The organism is Thiocapsa sp. (assembly GCF_018399035.1).
In the GTDB taxonomy this organism is placed as follows: Bacteria; Pseudomonadota; Gammaproteobacteria; order Chromatiales; family Chromatiaceae; genus Thiocapsa.
This window is the reverse complement of sequence record NZ_CP073760.1, coordinates 3,361,562-3,377,923: the sequence shown is the minus strand read 5'-3', so window position 1 is coordinate 3,377,923 and position 16,362 is coordinate 3,361,562. Positions and strand designations below refer to the sequence as shown.

The 16,362-nt window shown below is 65.3% G+C and carries 12 protein-coding genes; 10 read left to right on the top strand and 2 right to left on the bottom strand.

Annotated elements, in window-relative coordinates; translation table 11 throughout:
• The first annotated feature begins 72 nt into the window (after positions 1-72).
• The 9 genes from pta (at position 73) to KFB96_RS15265 (ending at position 12,152) form a co-directional block, all read left to right on the top strand.
• Positions 73-2,205 carry a phosphate acetyltransferase gene (gene pta / locus KFB96_RS15305; RefSeq protein WP_213457633.1) on the top strand — a complete coding sequence of 711 codons (2,133 nt, stop codon included), beginning with the start codon at positions 73-75 and terminating at the stop codon, positions 2,203-2,205.
• A gap of 13 nt (positions 2,206-2,218) precedes the next feature.
• Positions 2,219-3,439 (top strand): acetate/propionate family kinase, encoded by a 1,221-nt coding sequence (locus KFB96_RS15300; RefSeq protein WP_213457634.1) that lies wholly within the window; start codon positions 2,219-2,221, stop codon positions 3,437-3,439.
• Between the two features lie 472 nt (positions 3,440-3,911).
• Positions 3,912-5,750 (top strand): OmpA family protein, encoded by a 1,839-nt coding sequence (locus KFB96_RS15295; protein WP_213457635.1) that lies wholly within the window; start codon positions 3,912-3,914, stop codon positions 5,748-5,750.
• 72 nt (positions 5,751-5,822) lie between these two features.
• Positions 5,823-6,677: an urease accessory protein UreD gene (locus tag KFB96_RS15290; RefSeq protein ID WP_300970374.1), complete on the top strand. Its 855-nt coding sequence runs from the start codon at positions 5,823-5,825 to the stop codon at positions 6,675-6,677.
• Between the two features lie 250 nt (positions 6,678-6,927).
• Positions 6,928-7,230, top strand: coding sequence for an urease subunit gamma (gene ureA, locus KFB96_RS15285; protein ID WP_093032401.1), 303 nt, complete (start codon positions 6,928-6,930; stop codon positions 7,228-7,230).
• A gap of 211 nt (positions 7,231-7,441) precedes the next feature.
• Complete coding sequence (locus KFB96_RS15280) at positions 7,442-7,762, top strand: urease subunit beta (protein WP_213457636.1); 321 nt, start codon at positions 7,442-7,444, stop codon at positions 7,760-7,762.
• Positions 7,759-9,462, top strand: coding sequence for an urease subunit alpha (ureC, locus tag KFB96_RS15275; protein WP_213457637.1), 1,704 nt, complete (start codon positions 7,759-7,761; stop codon positions 9,460-9,462). The genes KFB96_RS15280 and ureC overlap by 4 nt, the downstream gene beginning before the upstream one ends.
• Positions 9,463-9,760: 298 nt before the next feature.
• The gene (gene argS / locus KFB96_RS15270; protein WP_213457638.1) at positions 9,761-11,533 is read left to right on the top strand and encodes an arginine--tRNA ligase; all 1,773 of its coding nucleotides are present in this window, start codon (positions 9,761-9,763) and stop codon (positions 11,531-11,533) included.
• A 1-nt stretch (position 11,534) separates the two neighbouring features.
• On the top strand, positions 11,535-12,152 hold the full coding sequence (locus KFB96_RS15265; RefSeq protein WP_213457639.1) for an SPOR domain-containing protein: 618 nt from the start codon (positions 11,535-11,537) through the stop codon (positions 12,150-12,152).
• 238 nt (positions 12,153-12,390) lie between these two features.
• Here KFB96_RS15265 and phoU read toward each other — a convergent pair whose 3' ends face one another.
• A complete protein-coding gene (phoU, locus tag KFB96_RS15260; protein ID WP_213457640.1) occupies positions 12,391-13,056 on the bottom strand; it encodes a phosphate signaling complex protein PhoU in 666 nt (221 codons plus the stop codon).
• Positions 13,057-13,322: 266 nt separating this feature from the next.
• Between phoU and KFB96_RS15255 the strand changes: the two genes are divergently transcribed.
• Entirely contained in the window at positions 13,323-13,982 is a 660-nt protein-coding gene (locus KFB96_RS15255) for a histidine phosphatase family protein (protein WP_213457641.1), read from the top strand.
• A gap of 80 nt (positions 13,983-14,062) precedes the next feature.
• Here the strand turns inward: KFB96_RS15255 and KFB96_RS15250 are convergent, their stop codons facing one another.
• Positions 14,063-16,360, bottom strand: a complete 2,298-nt coding sequence (locus KFB96_RS15250; RefSeq protein WP_213457642.1) for a bifunctional diguanylate cyclase/phosphodiesterase — start codon at positions 16,358-16,360, stop codon at positions 14,063-14,065.
• Between the last annotated feature and the right edge of the window lie 2 nt (positions 16,361-16,362).

Here is a 16,362-nt window from a genome sequence, read left to right as displayed (position 1 = left end):
GTGCCGAATCATCCAATCATTCGATCGGGTCGCTCGACCCCGTCCAGCCTGTTTCGCGCAAGAGGAAGATCCATGCAAAGCGTCTACATCGCCGGTGCCGGTTCCGGCAGCGGTAAGTCCGTGGTTGTTCTCGGCTTCATGGAGATGCTCTACGCCATCAATCGGAAGGTGGGGTTCTTCCGCCCGATCGTCTCCAAGGGCGTCGAGCAGGACAACCTGACCACACTCATCCGCAGTCGTTACGATCTGCCCTTCTCCCCGGAGATGCTCTACGGTTGTACGGCGGAGACCGCCAGTCATCTGGTTGCGGCCGGTCAGTATGACGAGCTGCTCAAGATGATCTTGAACAAGTTCAAGATGCTGGAAGAGAGCTGCGACCTTGTCGTCTGCGCCGGGACCGACTTCGACGGTCTGGTTCCTTCCCTGGAGTTCGACTTCAACGCCGACCTGGCCAACAACCTCGGCTGCAACGTCGTGGTCGTGGTGAAAGGCTTCGGGCGCAGCCCGGAAGAGGCACTCGAGGCGCTCTACATGGCCCACGAGTCGATGCGCAATCGCGGCGGAGACTTCCTCGCGAGCGTCATCAACGGGGTCGACTCGGAGCATGTCGAGACGGTCAAGACCCGTGCGCGCAAGCTCTTGCCGGAGCGCGAGAACGTCTATGTCCTGCCGCGCCAGGCCGCACTCGGGATGCCCACCGTCGGCGAGATCCGCAAGGCCCTGGACTGCGAGTGTCTCTGCGGCGACGGCGACGCGATGAACCAGGTCGTCTCCAACTACAAGATCGCGGCGATGGAGGTCCCGGATTTCCTCAGCTACATCGAGGACGGCTGTCTCATCATCACCGCCGGGGACCGCTCCGATATCATCCTCGCGAGTCTCGCGGCCGACGTCTCCTCGTCCTTCCCGCGTGTGGCCGGGCTGCTCCTGACCGGTGGGCTGCAGCCGGCGGAGAATGTCCAGCGTCTTCTCGAGGGGCTGCGCCGCACCAAGGTCTCGATCCTGCGCGTGCCGACCGACACCTTCACCACGGCCATGAGGGTCAACGGCATCGAGGCGACCATCCTCCCCGGCGACGAGCGCAAGATCGCGGCCGGCCTCGGCCTCTTCGAAGGGCATGTGGACATCGAAGAGCTGCGTGCTCGAATCGCGGTGCGACACTCCGACCGCACCACGCCGCTGATGTTCGAGTACGAGCTGGTGCGACGCGCCAAGTCGCGCCGTCAGCGCATCGTGCTGCCCGAAGGCACCGACGAGCGGATCCTGCGGGCGGCTGAGATCCTCACGCTGCGCCAGGTCGTCGATTTGACCCTGCTCGGCGACCCCGAGAAGATCCGTCGTCGGATCGGCGAGCTGGGGCTCAAGCTGGACGGGATCCCCATCATCGACCCGATCACGGCCCCGGACCGCGAGCGCTATGCACAAACCTATTTCGATCTGCGCAAGCACAAGTGCATCTCCGAGCAGATGGCACGCGATGCACTCGAGGACGTGAGCTATTTCGGCACCATGATGGTCCACATGGGCGACGCCGACGGCATGGTGTCGGGTGCCGTGCACACCACCCAGCACACCATCCGACCGGCGTTCGAGATCATCAAGACCAAGCCGGGAGTGAAGCTCGTTTCCAGTGTCTTTTTCATGTGTCTCGCCGATCGGGTCTTGGTCTACGGCGACTGTGCCGTCAACCCGAACCCGACTTCGGAAGACCTGTCCGACATCGCCATTACCTCGGCCGGGACGGCCGCCGCGTTCGGGATCGAGCCGCGTGTGGCCATGCTCTCCTATTCCAGCGGCAGCTCGGGCAAGGGCGCGGACGTGGAGCGGGTGCGCGAGGCGGTAAGGATCGCGCGCGAGCGTCGTCCCGACCTCAAGCTGGAAGGTCCGATCCAGTACGATGCGGCGGTCGACATCGGCGTCGCCCGCTCGAAGATGCCCGACAGCGAGGTTGCCGGTCGTGCGACCGTCTTCGTCTTTCCGGACCTCAATACCGGCAACAATACCTACAAGGCGGTCCAGCGCAGTGCGAATGCCGTGGCCATCGGCCCGGTGCTGCAGGGCCTGAAGAAGCCCGTCAACGATCTGAGTCGCGGCTGCACCGTGACCGACATCGTCAACACGGTGACGATCACCGCGATACAGGCACAGAACGATCACGCCCTCGCCGCGGCGCAAGACGATGCCGTCGGCATCGCCCGGGACTGATCAGGAGACTCAGGTGAAGGTACTCGTCCTCAATTCAGGCAGCTCGTCGATCAAATATCAGCTCTTCCTCAGCGAGGATTGGGTTGCCCTCGCCTCGGGCTCGGTCTCGCGCATCGGCGAGCCCGAGGGCGAGATCAAAGAAGAGTGGTTGGATGCATCCGGGATCCGGCAATCGGGTCGCGCCCGGGTATCGATCCCGACGCATCGGGACGGCATCGATCGCATCGTCAGGGCCCTGCACGAGACCAGGGTCTTGGGCGACGTCTCGGAGCTTACCGTCATCGGTCATCGCGTCGTCCACGGCGGGGAGCATTTCAAACGCCCGACCATCGTCGACGATGCGGTCGTCGACGCCATTCGGGACGTGGTGCCCCTCGCACCGCTGCACAATCCGGCCCATCTCGCCGGCATCGAGGTCGCCCGACGGCTCTTTCCGACGGTCCCCTCGGTCGCCGTCTTCGATACCGCCTACCATCAGACGATGCCGCGGACATCCTATCGCTATGCGATTCCGGAGTGGCTGTATCGTGAGCACAGGATCCGCCGCTACGGGTTCCACGGCACCTCGCACTACTATGTCGCCAAGCGCGCCGCCGTGATGCTCGGCCGGCCTTTGGAGAGCTGCAACCTGATCACGCTGCATCTGGGCAACGGCTCGAGCGCGACTGCGATCCGCGACGGCAAGAGCGTGGACACCTCCATGGGCCTCACCCCGCTGGAAGGTCTGGTGATGGGCACGCGCTGCGGCGACATCGATCCGGCCATTCACTTTTTTCTCGCCAAAAACCTCGGCCTGGAGATCGCTGCGATCGAGGATCTGCTCAATCGTCAGAGCGGTCTGCTGGGAATCAGCGGCGTGAACGACATGCGCGAGATCGACCGTCTGGCCGAGGAAGGCAACGACGGCGCCGAGCTGGCGATCGGCATCACGGCCCATCGGATCAAAAAATACATCGGTGCCTATTACGCCGAGCTCGGCCGGGTCGATGCCGTCGTCTTTACCGGCGGCATCGGCGAGAACGCCGCCGAGATTCGCTGTCGTGCCTGCGAGGGTTTGGAGAACCTCGGGATCAAGATGGACGACATCGCCAACTATGCCCTCGAAGAGCGCGGCGAGCGCTGCATCAGCACGCCGGAGAGTGCGGTGCAGGTGCTGGTGATTCCCACCAACGAGGAGCTGGAGATCGCGCAGCAGTCGCTCGCTGCCGCCTCGGAAGCACCGAATGAGGGATGAGTCTCGGGGCTCGCCGCTGCAGGTCGGTCGTCGGTCGGCCGGGCTCGGGCAATGCTCGGTATCTCGTCCTAACCCGGTAGAACCGGAACCAAGAAACGTCGTCGAAGGCTCTGCTCGTTGTCGTTGTCGTTGTCGTAATCGGATTCCGGACGAACACGACAACGACAACGACAACGATAAATTCTTCGACGGTTTCTTCAAGACTTGCGGCGTAAGGGATTTAAACCGCGTCCAGAGCGAGATGCTCACGTTCGAGTGAGCTCGACGTTTGGTGCATCCACGGCCCTTAGCGAGGGGCGCGTTTTAAAGATGATCGATGACGCCGAGGCGTCTTGGCGTGAGAACCGTTCTTTGCAGGACGATTGGCTGGCGGCTGGCGGCTGGCGGCTGGCGGCTGGCGGCTGGCGGTCCTTTCCCTGATAATCGCGGGGGCTCGGATACCTAACAACAAAGACCGCCTTGGGAGATGACGATGCCCGGTTCCAATTCCTCGTTGGTGCGTCCGCTTGTCTGGGTCATGCTGGCAGCCTTGATCGGCGTCTATCTACTCTACGATTGGTATTCGGGCCAACTGTCGGCGCAGTTGGATCAGAAGGATCTCCGCATCGCCGAGGCAGCTGCGGAGATCAAGGATCGCGAGGCACGGATGGTTCCGCTGCAGAGCGAGATTGCTGCGCTTCAAGAGCGTATCCGGGAGCTGACGGACCTGCATTCGGGGGAGCGCCGCCAGTTGCAGGAGCAAATCGCCGCCGCCGAGCAGGACAAGGCTGCACTCAGGGAGGCGATCGAAACGCTTCGCCAAACCGATGCGGGCGTGCTTGCCGCGGAGCAGGCGAAGACGGCTGCGGCGCTCGAAGAGCGTGATCGCGGCGTTGCGGCCTATCAGGAGCTTCAGGTGCAGTACGATGCGGCACTGGCCAAGGCCGAGAGCCTGCAGAAGGATTTGACCGGACTCCAGCGGGTGATCGCCGAGTCGACCGCCGAGCACCGCGAGCAGATCGAGCTGCTCGAGCGTCACCTCAACGAGCGCGTGAGTCTGGCGAAGGCGACTCCCAAGGACGAGGAGCTGATGCGCGCTGCACAGGCCGCCGGCTTGTTGCCGGTGGTGGCCGAAGGCGGGCAGGACATGAGTGCACTGACGGCGCGCTTGGCCGAGGCCCAAGCCGCACTCGACGCCCTGCAGGCCGAAGCCGATGCCGCCCGCGACGCCCACGAGACGCAGCTCGCGGCCCTCGAGGACGAGCTGAAGGAGGCACGCACAGCACTTGCCCGGCAGTCGCAGCAGGCCCCGTCTGCAGATGCCGTCGCGGAGCTGCAGGAGCGTCTGGCGCTGGCCGAGGCCGAGCTGGTCAAGGTCAAGTCGGATGCCGCTGCGCTGCAGGAGGCCGGAACGGCATCCGCGGGTCAGCTGGCCGACGCAGAGACCCGCATCGCCGACCTGACCGAAGCGTTGAATCAGTCCCACGCCCCGGATGCGGTCACCGCGCTGCAGGATGAGTTGAACGCCGCACGCGACGCGCTCGCCCGTGCCGAGAGCGATGCCGAGGCCGCCTTGGCACAGGCGCAGGCGCAGTTGGAGCGCCGGGCCGAGGACGGAGCGGCGAAGATTGCGGCACTCGCCGAGCAGCTCGCACGCGAGCAGGCCGCCAAGTCGAGCGTTGCAAAGGAGAAGGACGACACGGCCGCCAAGCTCGAGGCCGAGCTCGCCCGCGCCACGACCGAGCTGGACGATCTTCGCGCCGAGCTCGGTTCCGCGCGCGCCGCTGCCGAGGATGTCGGCGAGGAGGTCTTGGGTGAGGCTCGGGCACGGATCGCGGTCTTGGAAAAGGCGATCGAGGAGGAGCGCACCGCCACGGAGCGCTTGCGGTCTTCCTCGCGTGCAGAGGCTGCTGCAGCGGTGGCCGGCGTGCGCGAACTCTACCGGCGTTTTTCCGAGCTGGGCGGTACGCACACCGAGCGTGGCATGCTGCTGAAACTTACCGACACCGAGCTGCGTTTCCAGCCCGCCATGGCGACCTTGACGAACGACGCTCTGCCGAGCCTGGACCGGATCGCCGGGCTGCTCGCCGAGCACCCCGACCTGCGTATTCGCATCGAAGGTCATACCGACAGCTCGGGCGACGAAGAGACGAACCTCGCCCTCTCGCTGCAGCGTGCCGAGGCCGTCAAGCAGGCGCTCGTCGAGCGCGGCGTGGAGAGCGCGCGGCTGAGCGCGGAGGGACTGGGTCCGGCGCGCGCCATCGCGGACAACACAACGCCCGCGGGGCGGGCCCGGAATCGTCGGGTCGAGGTCTATGTCATCGAGGGCTAACCCGGTCGCGCCGCAGCCCCGACGCGGACCGTCCGCCGCAGGCCCCGCGTTGCAGGCCCCGAGCGAGACCGGGTGACGGAGCCTGCCGTCTCGCGCTTGGCGTCACCCGGTCAGTCGGCCGGTTGGCGCGCCCGACTCGAGATCGCGATCGCTCCGCGTGCCGGGCGCAGCCGGGTCGTGGACACGCGCCGGATCGGCCCCTTGACCATCCAGCGCCTCTTCCATCCCGAGGGTGCGCCCTGTCATCTCTATCTCCTGCATCCACCCGGCGGCGTGGTCGGAGGCGATCGGCTGGAGCTCGAGATCCGGGTGGCGAGCGGCGCACATGCCTTGGTCACGGCGCCGGGGGCCACGAAATTCTATCGCAGTGCCGGACCAATCGGTCTGCAGACGCAACGTCTGGTCGTGGCCGCGGGCGGCGTTCTCGAATGGTTTCCGCACGAAAACATCTTCTTTCCCGGCGCATCATGTCGCCTGAACACCCAGGTCGAGCTCTCTGGCGACGCCCGTTTTATCGGTTGGGAGATCTCCTGTCTCGGACGCCCGGCGATCGGCGAACGCTTCGGCGAGGGGCGAGCCGAGATCGCCATGAGACTGTCGCGCGACGAGCGGCCGGTCTTGACCGATCGGCTGCGCGTGGCGGGCATGTCGAGCCTGGACGGACCCGCCGGCTTGCGCGGTTTCGCAGTCTGCGCCACCTTTGTCGCCACCGGAGCCCGCGCCGACGCGCTCGACGCTGCTCGGCATCGTCTGAGCGAGGCCGCGGCTTATCCGGTCGGTGCGACCCTGATCGATGACCTCTTGGTGATCCGCGCGCTCGCACCCGAGGTCGAGCCGGTCAGCCGTCTGTTCAGACGTCTCTGGTCCGATTTGCGTCCCGGTCTGTTGGGTTTGGACGCATCGATGCCTCGGATCTGGGCGACGTGAACCGCCTCCTGCCGGATCTTCCCCGCGCGGTCCGTACCCGACACCGACATTGCATGAGTCGATCCGCGCCACGGCGGACGCGCTTTCGAATAGAATGAAATGGTTGTATTGCGCCAAATCCGCGACCATGCCCGTCGGCCCGAGCGGGCCGTGATCGCGGCAAACGACGGCGCGTAACGCTTCAGACGCGGATTCATTCCCCTGTCGGGCTATCATTGCGTCTACAGACAGCGACGACCAGGAGCCGATCATGGACCTTAGCCCACGAGAGAAGGATAAGCTGCTGCTCTTCACGGCGGGCCTGCTCGCCGAGCGCCGCAAGGCGAGGGGCGTGCGGCTGAACTATCCCGAGGCGATCGCCTACATCAGCTGTGCGATCCTCGAGGGCGCGCGCGACGGCCGCACCGTGGCCGAGTTGATGGATTACGGGCGCACCCTCTTGACCCGCGAGGATGTCATGGACGGTATCCCCGAGATGATCGACGACATCCAGGTGGAAGCGACCTTCCCGGACGGGACCAAGCTGGTCACGGTCCACGATCCGATCGGCTGATGAACCGCGTCTCGGAGGGACATGCCTCGTCCGTGTTCGGGATCGACCTTGACGCGACTGGTTGCCGTCGTAGCCGACGCGGTTCATGTGTTTTTCGGATTTGATGACCTAAACCGCGCCAGCTCCGAAGCTGTCGGAGCCGGCGCGGCCAACGCCCATCCAACAAACGACGCATGCCGCACCGGGCGCGGTTTAGTGCAGGAGTAGGCTCATGATTCCAGGTGAGATCATCACGGTTCCGGGCGACATCGAGCTGAACGCCGGCCGGCCCGGACTGACCATCAAGGTCGCCAATACCGGTGACCGTCCGATCCAGGTCGGCTCGCACTACCACTTCTACGAGACCAACGCCGCACTCGCCTTCGATCGGGAGCAGACCCGCGGTCGGCGGCTCGACATCCCCGCCGGTACCGCCGTGCGCTTCGAGCCCGGTCAGTCCCGCACCGTGACCCTGGTACCCTATGCCGGCGACCGCGTCGTCTACGGCTTCAACGCCCGGGTGATGGGCGCGCTCGACGGAGATCAGCCATGAGTACGATCAGCAGGGCGGCCTATGCCTCCATGTACGGCCCGACCGTCGGGGATCGGGTGCGTCTGGGCGACACCGAGCTCTTCATCCAGGTCGAGGAGGATCGCACCTGTTACGGCGACGAAGTGACGTTCGGCGGCGGCAAGGTCATCCGCGACGGGATGGGTCAGTGCCAGCGCCAGGCCGACGAGGTGGTGGATCTGGTCATCACCAATGCCCTGATCCTGGATCATTGGGGCATCGTCAAAGCCGATATCGGCATCAAGAAGGGCCGTATCGTCGGGATCGGCAAGGCCGGCAATCCGGACACCCAGGCCGGCGTGGACATCCTGATCGGGCCGGGAACCGAGGTCATTGCCGGCGAGGGTCAGATCATCACAGCCGGCGGCATCGACGCCCATATCCACTTCATCTGCCCGCAGCAGATCGAAGAGGCGCTGATGTCCGGCGTCACCACCATGCTGGGCGGCGGTACCGGGCCGGCGACCGGCACCAATGCCACGACCTGTACGCCCGGGCCCTGGAATATCCGGCGGATGCTCCAGGCCGCCGAGGCCCTGCCGGTCAACCTCGGGTTCCTCGGCAAAGGCAACGGCAGTCTGCCGAATGCCTTGGAGGAGCAGGTGCGTGCCGGCGCCATGGGGCTCAAACTACACGAGGATTGGGGCACGACACCGGCCGCGATCGACTGTTGTCTGGGGGTTGCCGAGAAGATGGACGTGCAGGTCGCGATCCACACCGACACGCTCAACGAGTCCGGCTTCGTCGAGGACACCATCGCCGCCTTCAAGGACCGCTGCATCCACACCTATCACACCGAGGGCGCGGGCGGCGGCCATGCCCCGGACATCATCAAGGCCGCGGGCCTGCCGAACGTGCTGCCGTCCTCGACCAATCCGACCCGACCCTACACGGTCAATACGGTCGACGAGCATCTGGACATGCTGATGGTCTGCCATCACCTGTCCCCGTCGATCCCGGAAGACGTCGCCTTTGCCGAGTCGCGCATCCGTCGGGAAACCATCGCGGCCGAGGACATCCTGCACGATCTGGGCGCTTTCTCGATGATCGCCTCGGACTCCCAGGCGATGGGCCGCGTCGGCGAGGTCATCTGCCGCACCTGGCAAACCGCGCATAAGATGAAGGTCCAGCGTGGCTCGCTGCCCGGCGATCCGGCCGAGCACGACAACTTCCGCGCCAAACGCTACATCGCCAAATACACCATCAACCCGGCGATCACCCACGGCATCGCGCATGAGGTCGGCTCGGTGGAGGTCGGCAAGCTCGCGGATCTGGTGCTCTGGCGGCCCGCCTTCTTCGGGGCCAAACCCAGTCTCATCATCAAGGGCGGTCTGATTGCGGCGGCCGCGATGGGCGATCCCAACGCCTCCATCCCCACACCCCAGCCGGTCCACTATCGACCCATGTTCGGTGCCTTCGGCGGTGCCTTGAGCGCCACCTGTATGACGTTCCTCTCGCAATGGGCCTTGGAGGCCGGCGAGCCGCAGCGTCTGGACCTCAAGCGCCTGGTCGGGGTCACCCGCGACAGTCGACTGGTGCGCAAGTCCAACATGATCCACAACGACTATCAGCCGACCATCGAGGTGGACCCGCAGACCTACCAGGTCCGGGCCGACGGCCAGCTGTTGACCTGCGAGCCTGCCGGGGTGCTGCCGCTCGCTCAGCGGTATTTTTTGTTCTGAGCGGGCGCGTTCCGGCGCTCGGATCGTCGGAGGTGTCCAGGTGCGCACGGCGACACCCCGATCGAATCGGAAGGGACAAGCGCAGCGCAGTCCACCAACCCCGGTGCAGCCATCGGCGGACTTCGCTCTCGCTCGCCCACCCTACCGGCCGGTCTTGCGAACAAGGCTAGCCCGGTCGATCCCTCCGAGGGTCTGATTCGGTTATTCTAGCGCCCTGACGACGCGTACCCTCGCGGCACGCCACCTGCCTTGCAGGCTCTTTTGCCTGCAGACCCGACCGAAACCCAATGAAGCACCTATGAAACAGGCCATCACCGATTTGATCCGCACGGCCCTCGCGAGCCTCGTCGAGGCGCCGGCGGGCGACGCCGCCGAGTTGCCCGAGCCCCAAGTGGACCGGACCAAGGACACCTCTCACGGCGACTTCGCGAGCAACATCGCGTTGGTGCTCGCCAAGCGTCTCGGCGCCAAGCCGCGCGAGATCGCGCAACGTCTTGTGGATGCCTTGCCCGCCTCCTCGCTGATCGCGCGCGTGGAGATCGCCGGCCCCGGCTTCATCAACTTCTTCCTGGCCGAGGACGCCTATCGCCGTCTGATCCCCGAGATCCTGAGCGCGGGCCCCGCCTTCGGGCTCAGCCGAATCGGCGCCGGGCGCCGCGTGCAGGTGGAGTTCGTCTCGGCCAATCCGACCGGACCCCTGCATGTGGGGCACGGCCGCGGGGCCGCCTACGGCGCGGTCGTCGCCGATCTGCTCGCGGCGGTCGGGTTCGACGTGCATCGCGAGTATTACGTCAACGACGCCGGGCGACAGATGGACATCCTCGCCAGCTCCGTCTGGCTGAGATATCTCGAGCTGTGCGGCGAGGAGCTGACCTTCCCGAGCAACGGCTACAAGGGGGACTATGTCTGGGACATCGCCGCGACGCTGCATCGCGAGCACGGCGATGCCTATCGGGTGGATGCCGACACGGTCTTTGCCGGCCTGCCGCCCGATGCGCTGCCCGACGGACAGGACGGCGGCGATAAGGAGGCCCATATCGACGGGGTCATCGCCGCGGCGAAACGGCTGCTCGGCGACAACCGCTACCGCTATGTCTTCGAGCTGGGGCTGAACGTCATCCTCGACGACATCCGCGATGACCTTGCCGGTTTTGGCGTCGAGTATCAGGAGTGGTATTCGGAGCGCACGCTCGCCGAGAGCGGCGCGGTCACCCGGGCGATCGAGCGCCTGCGCGAGGCCGGTCACGTCTACGTGCAAAACGGCGCACTCTGGTTCCGCTCCAGCGCCTTCGGCGACGAGAAGGATCGGGTGGTGGTGCGCGAGAACGGTCAGAGCACCTACTTTGCGTCCGACATCGCCTATCACATGGACAAGCTCGAGCGCGGCTTCGAGCGCGTCATCGACATCTGGGGCGCGGATCACCACGGCTATGTCCCGCGTGTGAAGGCGGCGCTCCAGGCGATGGGCGACGATGTCGAGCGCCTCGAGGTGCTCTTGGTGCAGTTCGCGATCCTCTATCGCGGCGGCGAGAAGGCGCAGATGTCGACGCGCTCGGGCGAGTTCGTGACCCTGCGTCAGTTGCGCAAGGAGGTCGGGCGCGATGCCGCGCGCTTCTTCTACGTCATGCGCCGTTGCGAGCAGCATCTGGATTTCGACCTGGATCTGGCCAAGTCCGAGTCCTCCGACAACCCGGTCTATTACGTCCAATACGCCCACGCCCGCGTATGCAGCGTCTTGCGGCAGGCCGCGGAGAAGGGCATGCCGGTGGAGCCGAGCACGGGGGTGGAGAATCTGGAGCGCTTGACCGAGTCGCACGAGCTGGCGCTGCAACGCACCCTGGCGCGTTATCCCGAGGTGGTCGAGGCGGCGGCGCTCAAGGCCGAGCCGCATCTGCTGACCCATTATTTGCGCGAGCTGGCGAACGAGCTGCACACCTACTACAACGCTCACCAGTTCCTGGTCGGTGACGCGGCCCTGCGCGATGCACGCATCAAGCTGATCCTGGCGGTACGCGAGGTGCTGCGCAACGGGTTGGGTCTGCTCGGCGTCTCCGCCCCGGAGGCCATGTGAGATGAGCAAGGATTATCGGCGGGCCAGCCTCGCGCGGGCGACGCCGCGGCGCGGCAAACAGGGTTCTTCCTGTCTGTGGTCGTTCCTGCTCGGGGGCATGCTGGGCGCCTTCGGAGTCGGTCTCTATTGGACCCAGAACCCGGACGCGATGCAGACACCGCCCGCGGCTTTGCCGGCCAAGGTGGAGCGGCCGGCGGCGGCGCCTCCGAGCTTCGAGTTTCCCAACCTGTTGCGCGATACCGAGGTCGATATCGCGCCCCCGCCACCACCCCCACCCGCAGCCCCGCGTCCCGAGCCGCGAACCGCGGTCGAGCCACGGACCGCGGTCGAGTCGGTGCAGCCCGCGGCGGTCACGGCCCCGGCAGTGCCGACCTCGACGACCGGCAAGGGCTTCCTGGTTCAGGTCGGATCCTTCAAGCGTGCGAGCGATGCCGAGCGACTCAAGGCGGAGCTTGCACTCCTCGGCATCTCCAGTCGGGTGGAGGTGGCGACCATCCCGAGCGGGGAGACCTTTCATCGTGTCCGCACCGGCCCCTATGCCGATCAGGCCGCCCTCGACAAGGTGCGCGGTCTGCTCAAACGCAACGGCAAGGATGCGATGACGATCCCGATCAAGTGAGCCCGACGACGGCCGCCACCGGGTGCCGGTCGCGACGTCGCGTGCCGACCTAAACCGCGTCCAGAGCGACATGCGTCGTTTTCATTGTTCGTTTAGCTTCGGAGATCTCCTTGATCCCAGTGAGACGCGGTTTAGAATTTAAGATTTTTAGTACTTTAAACCGCGCCGGCTCCGACAGTCGTCGGAGCCGGCGCGGCCAAGCCATCCAACACATGACGCATACCGCGCCGGGCGCGGTTTAGCCCAGCTCGGGTGTCTCCCCGCAGGCAACATAGACCGCCCGCTCGGCCACGTTGGTCGCCCGATCGGCAACCCGCTCGTAGTTGTGGACGATCCACAGCAAATAGGTCCCGGTCGTGGCGAAATCCGGATCGGCACGCATCATCGTCAGCACCCGCTCGATCACCGCCTGCTCGTTGCGGTCGACCTGATCCTCGCGCGCGATGCTTGCCCGGGCACTCTGCTCGTCGCTCCCGCAGGTGAAGGCGTCCAGCGTCTCGCCGAGCATGGCGATCGCATCCGCGGCGACCTCGACAATCGCCTCGACCGACTCGCTCGGAAACCGCGTTTCTCCGGCTCTGCGCAGGATACGTGCGACATCCGCGGCATAATCCCCGATACGCTCGAGCTCCGAGACCAGCTCCATGCAGGCCCCGATGGCGCGCAGATCGGCGCCGGCCGGTTTGTAGGCGGCCAGCGTCACCAGACATTCCTGCTCGAGCACACGCCGCTGCTGATTGATCTGCGTGTCCCCTTCGATGATGCGCTCGGCCAGCTCGAGGTCGTGTCGGCTCAGGCAGGTCACGGATTGGTTCAAGGCGTCGATGACCAGCTTTCCCAAGTCGCCGACCGCGTTCTGGAGCTGCGCGCGCCGGCGCTGCACCAGATTGATGTTCTCGCTCATCCCGTCGTCCCCTGTCTCTTGTGTCGATGCTGTCGAAAGCCCGATGGCTTCGGCGACGGGTATAACATAAGGTCGTCGGCCCGCCTAGATTGGGAGCAGCTCAAAAACAAGTAAGACAACTCGACGCGAGAATACCTTTGCCACGGTTGTTGTCGTTGTCGTTGTCGCAATCGACAACGACAACGACAACGACAACGATTTTATTCGGTGCTCGACTTATTTCTGACACGTTACTCGGAATCCAACACGCCACCCGACATGACCTCATGACCGACACACATGCCGCGCATGCCCCGACGACGATCTGCGTGACCCGTCACGGGGAAACGGACTGGAACATCGCCGGTGTCCTGCAGGGCTGGATCGATGTTCCACTCAACGCCAACGGCCGGAAACAGGCCTTCGAGATGGCCGATGCCTTCAAGGACGCCGGCTTTGCGCAGGTTTGGACGAGCCCCCTGAGCAGGGCGTCGGAGACCGCGCGGATCATCGCCGAGGTCTTGGGGCTCCCCTCCCCGATCCACTCCGAAGGTTTGAAGGAACGGAACTTCGGCCGCGTTCAGGGGATGACCAAGCAGGATCTGTCCGTACTGCACCCCGGCCTGCATGCGGACATCATGCGCAGAGACCCTGCCTGCCATTTCGACGAAGGAGAGCCGTCGGATCAGTTCGCCGACCGGATCGTCGCGGCCCTGCATGAGATTGGACGACGGCATGCGGGGGAGCGCGTCCTCGCCATGACCCACGGCTGGGTCATGGATGTGATCACCCGGCATGTCCGCCAATTACCGCGGACCCTAATGCTGGATATGAAGCGCAAGAACGGGGAGTCGCTTTGGCTTGCGGTGACGGCGGGATCGGTCTTCTCGGTCTCCGAAGGCGATGAAGAGGTGCGGGCATCGAGCGGGTCGGGCGATAGGCTCTGATCGATATCGACACACGGATCGATGGGTTCGTGCCCATGCGACGCGCTCGGTTTGACGGACCCGCAAGCGCGGACGTTCGCCTAAGTCTTTCCCGAGCAATACCGCGAGGCGAGCTCCTCCGGTCCGACCGCTTTGCCGAAGAAATAGCCCTGCGCCTCGTCGCAGCCCTCGCGGATCAGAAGCCCGGCTTGCGCGGCTGTTTCGACGCCTTCGGCGAGAACGGCCAGGCCGAGACTGCGTGCCAGACCGATGACGGCGTGCACGATGGCTTCATCGTCGCTCCCGGTCATCAGTCGCTCGATGAAGGAGCGGTCGATCTTCAGACGTCGAATCGCGACCTGCTTGATGCAGGCCAGCGACGAGCAGCCGGTACCGAAGTCGTCCACCGCCAGACCGATGCCGAGCCCGCCGAGCTGCTCCAGAGTGGCGATCGTGCGCGTGGGCCGCCCCATGATCGATGCCTCGGTCAGCTCCAGCTCCAGACGCCGCGGGTCGAGACCCGTTCGCGCCAGGATCGCTTCGATCTGCTCCGGCACGTCGTCGCCCTGAATCCTGTGCACGGAGAGATTGACGGCGAGTCGTGGTACCGAAAATCCACCGCGATCCCAGGTGGCCACCTGTGCACAGGCGTGCTCGAGGACCCAGTGATCCAGTTGATCGATCAGCCCGATCTCGTTCGCCAACGGGAGAAATTGGGCAGGAGACAAGAGGCCCAGCCTCGGATGGTTCCAGCGGCACAAGACCTCGACGCCGCACAGCTCGCCGTCGGGCAGGCCGACCTGGGGTTGATATTCGAGCATCAGCTCGCCGCGCGGGAGCGCGCTGCGCAGCTCCTGCTCCAGGCGCAGGCGCTCCGCGGCACCTTCCGACATCTCCGGATCGAAGAATCGGAAGCCGTTGCGCCCGGCCGACTTGGCGCGATACATGGCGATATCGGCATGGCGGATCAGGGTGTCGGCATCGGCTCCGTCGAGCGGATAAATGCCGATGCCGATACTCAAGCTGAGGAAGAGCTCGCGGCCCTCGACCTCGAAGGGTGTCGCGAAGAGTTCGAGCAGGCGTCTTGCCAGGATCGCCGCGTCGTTGGGCTCTTGAACGTCCTCGGAGATGACGACGAATTCGTCGCCCCCCAAGCGTGCGACGGTATCGCTCGCCCGCACGGCTTGCGTCAAGCGCGCGGCGACCTGCTTGAGCAGGAGGTCGCCGACCGGGTGCCCGAGGGTGTCGTTGACGGTTTTGAACCGGTCCAAGTCCAGAAAGAGGAGTGCCGTCTCGCCGCCGCGTCGGATCGTGCGGGGGATCGCCTCCTCCAAGCGCTGGCGAAACAGGGTCCGGTTCGGGAGTCCCGTGAGGGCGTCATGCTGGGCGAGAAAGTGCAGCTGCTCGCGCGAGCGCTTCAGCTCGGTGATGTCGCGATTCACGCCTCGGCGCCCCAGAAACCCCCCCGATTCGCCGAAGACGGGGGTACAGGAATGTTCGATCCAATGTACATGGCCATCGAGGTGGCGGATCCGCAGCTCGAGCGGCAGGATACCGCCCGACTCGTCGGCGAGATGGGCCCCGAGGTGTTGCTCCCAGAGGTGGCGATCGTCCGGATGCAGCAGGCGGCCGAAGAGATCCGCATCGGCGACGAATGCCGCCGACGGATGGCCGGTGAGGTGGGTGCAGGCCGGCGAAACATAGCGATACTGCCCGTCCGGCCCGATCCAGTATTCCCAATCCGAGCTGAACTCGGCGATGACCCGATAGCGCTCGCGACTCTCGCGCAATGCCTCGCGTTGCAGGACGGCCTCGGTGCGGTCGACGACGGCACAGAGGACGCGCCGCCCTTCATCCTCCTCGGTCGGCAGCGCAACCATGTGCAGATCGCCGATGAAGACCTCGTTGCGTTTGGTCCGAAACCGCACTTCGCGCAGATCGATCGGCTCGTCCCGGCGCAGATGCGAGAGCGCGTAAATGGCCGGTGCTCGGTCGGGCTCGTCGATCAGACGGACAAAGAAGTACTGATGGAAGGCGGTGTCGCGCAGCCCGAAGAGACGCCGTGCCTCCTCGTTGGCCTCCTTGACGAGCCCCTGTCCGTCGACGACAAGCTCGGGCATGGGCAGGCTGTCGAAGAAGGCCATGAAGCGACTCAAGGCACCCTGGGTCTGATGGTAGCTGCGCTGAAGCTCCTCGTTCTGGATCTCGAGCTCGGCTTGATAAATACGCAGGCTCTCCACCAGTGCGGCTTGGTCGACGTCCTTGTCCACAAGGAGTTTTTCGGCCAGATCGAAGCGACCCTGCCGCAGCGCGAGCAGCGCGCGCGTGCGCAGCTCCTCGTCGGGAATCTCGAACGGGTTACCGGCATCGGTGACCGGCTGATCGTCTGCCGTCGTCACGC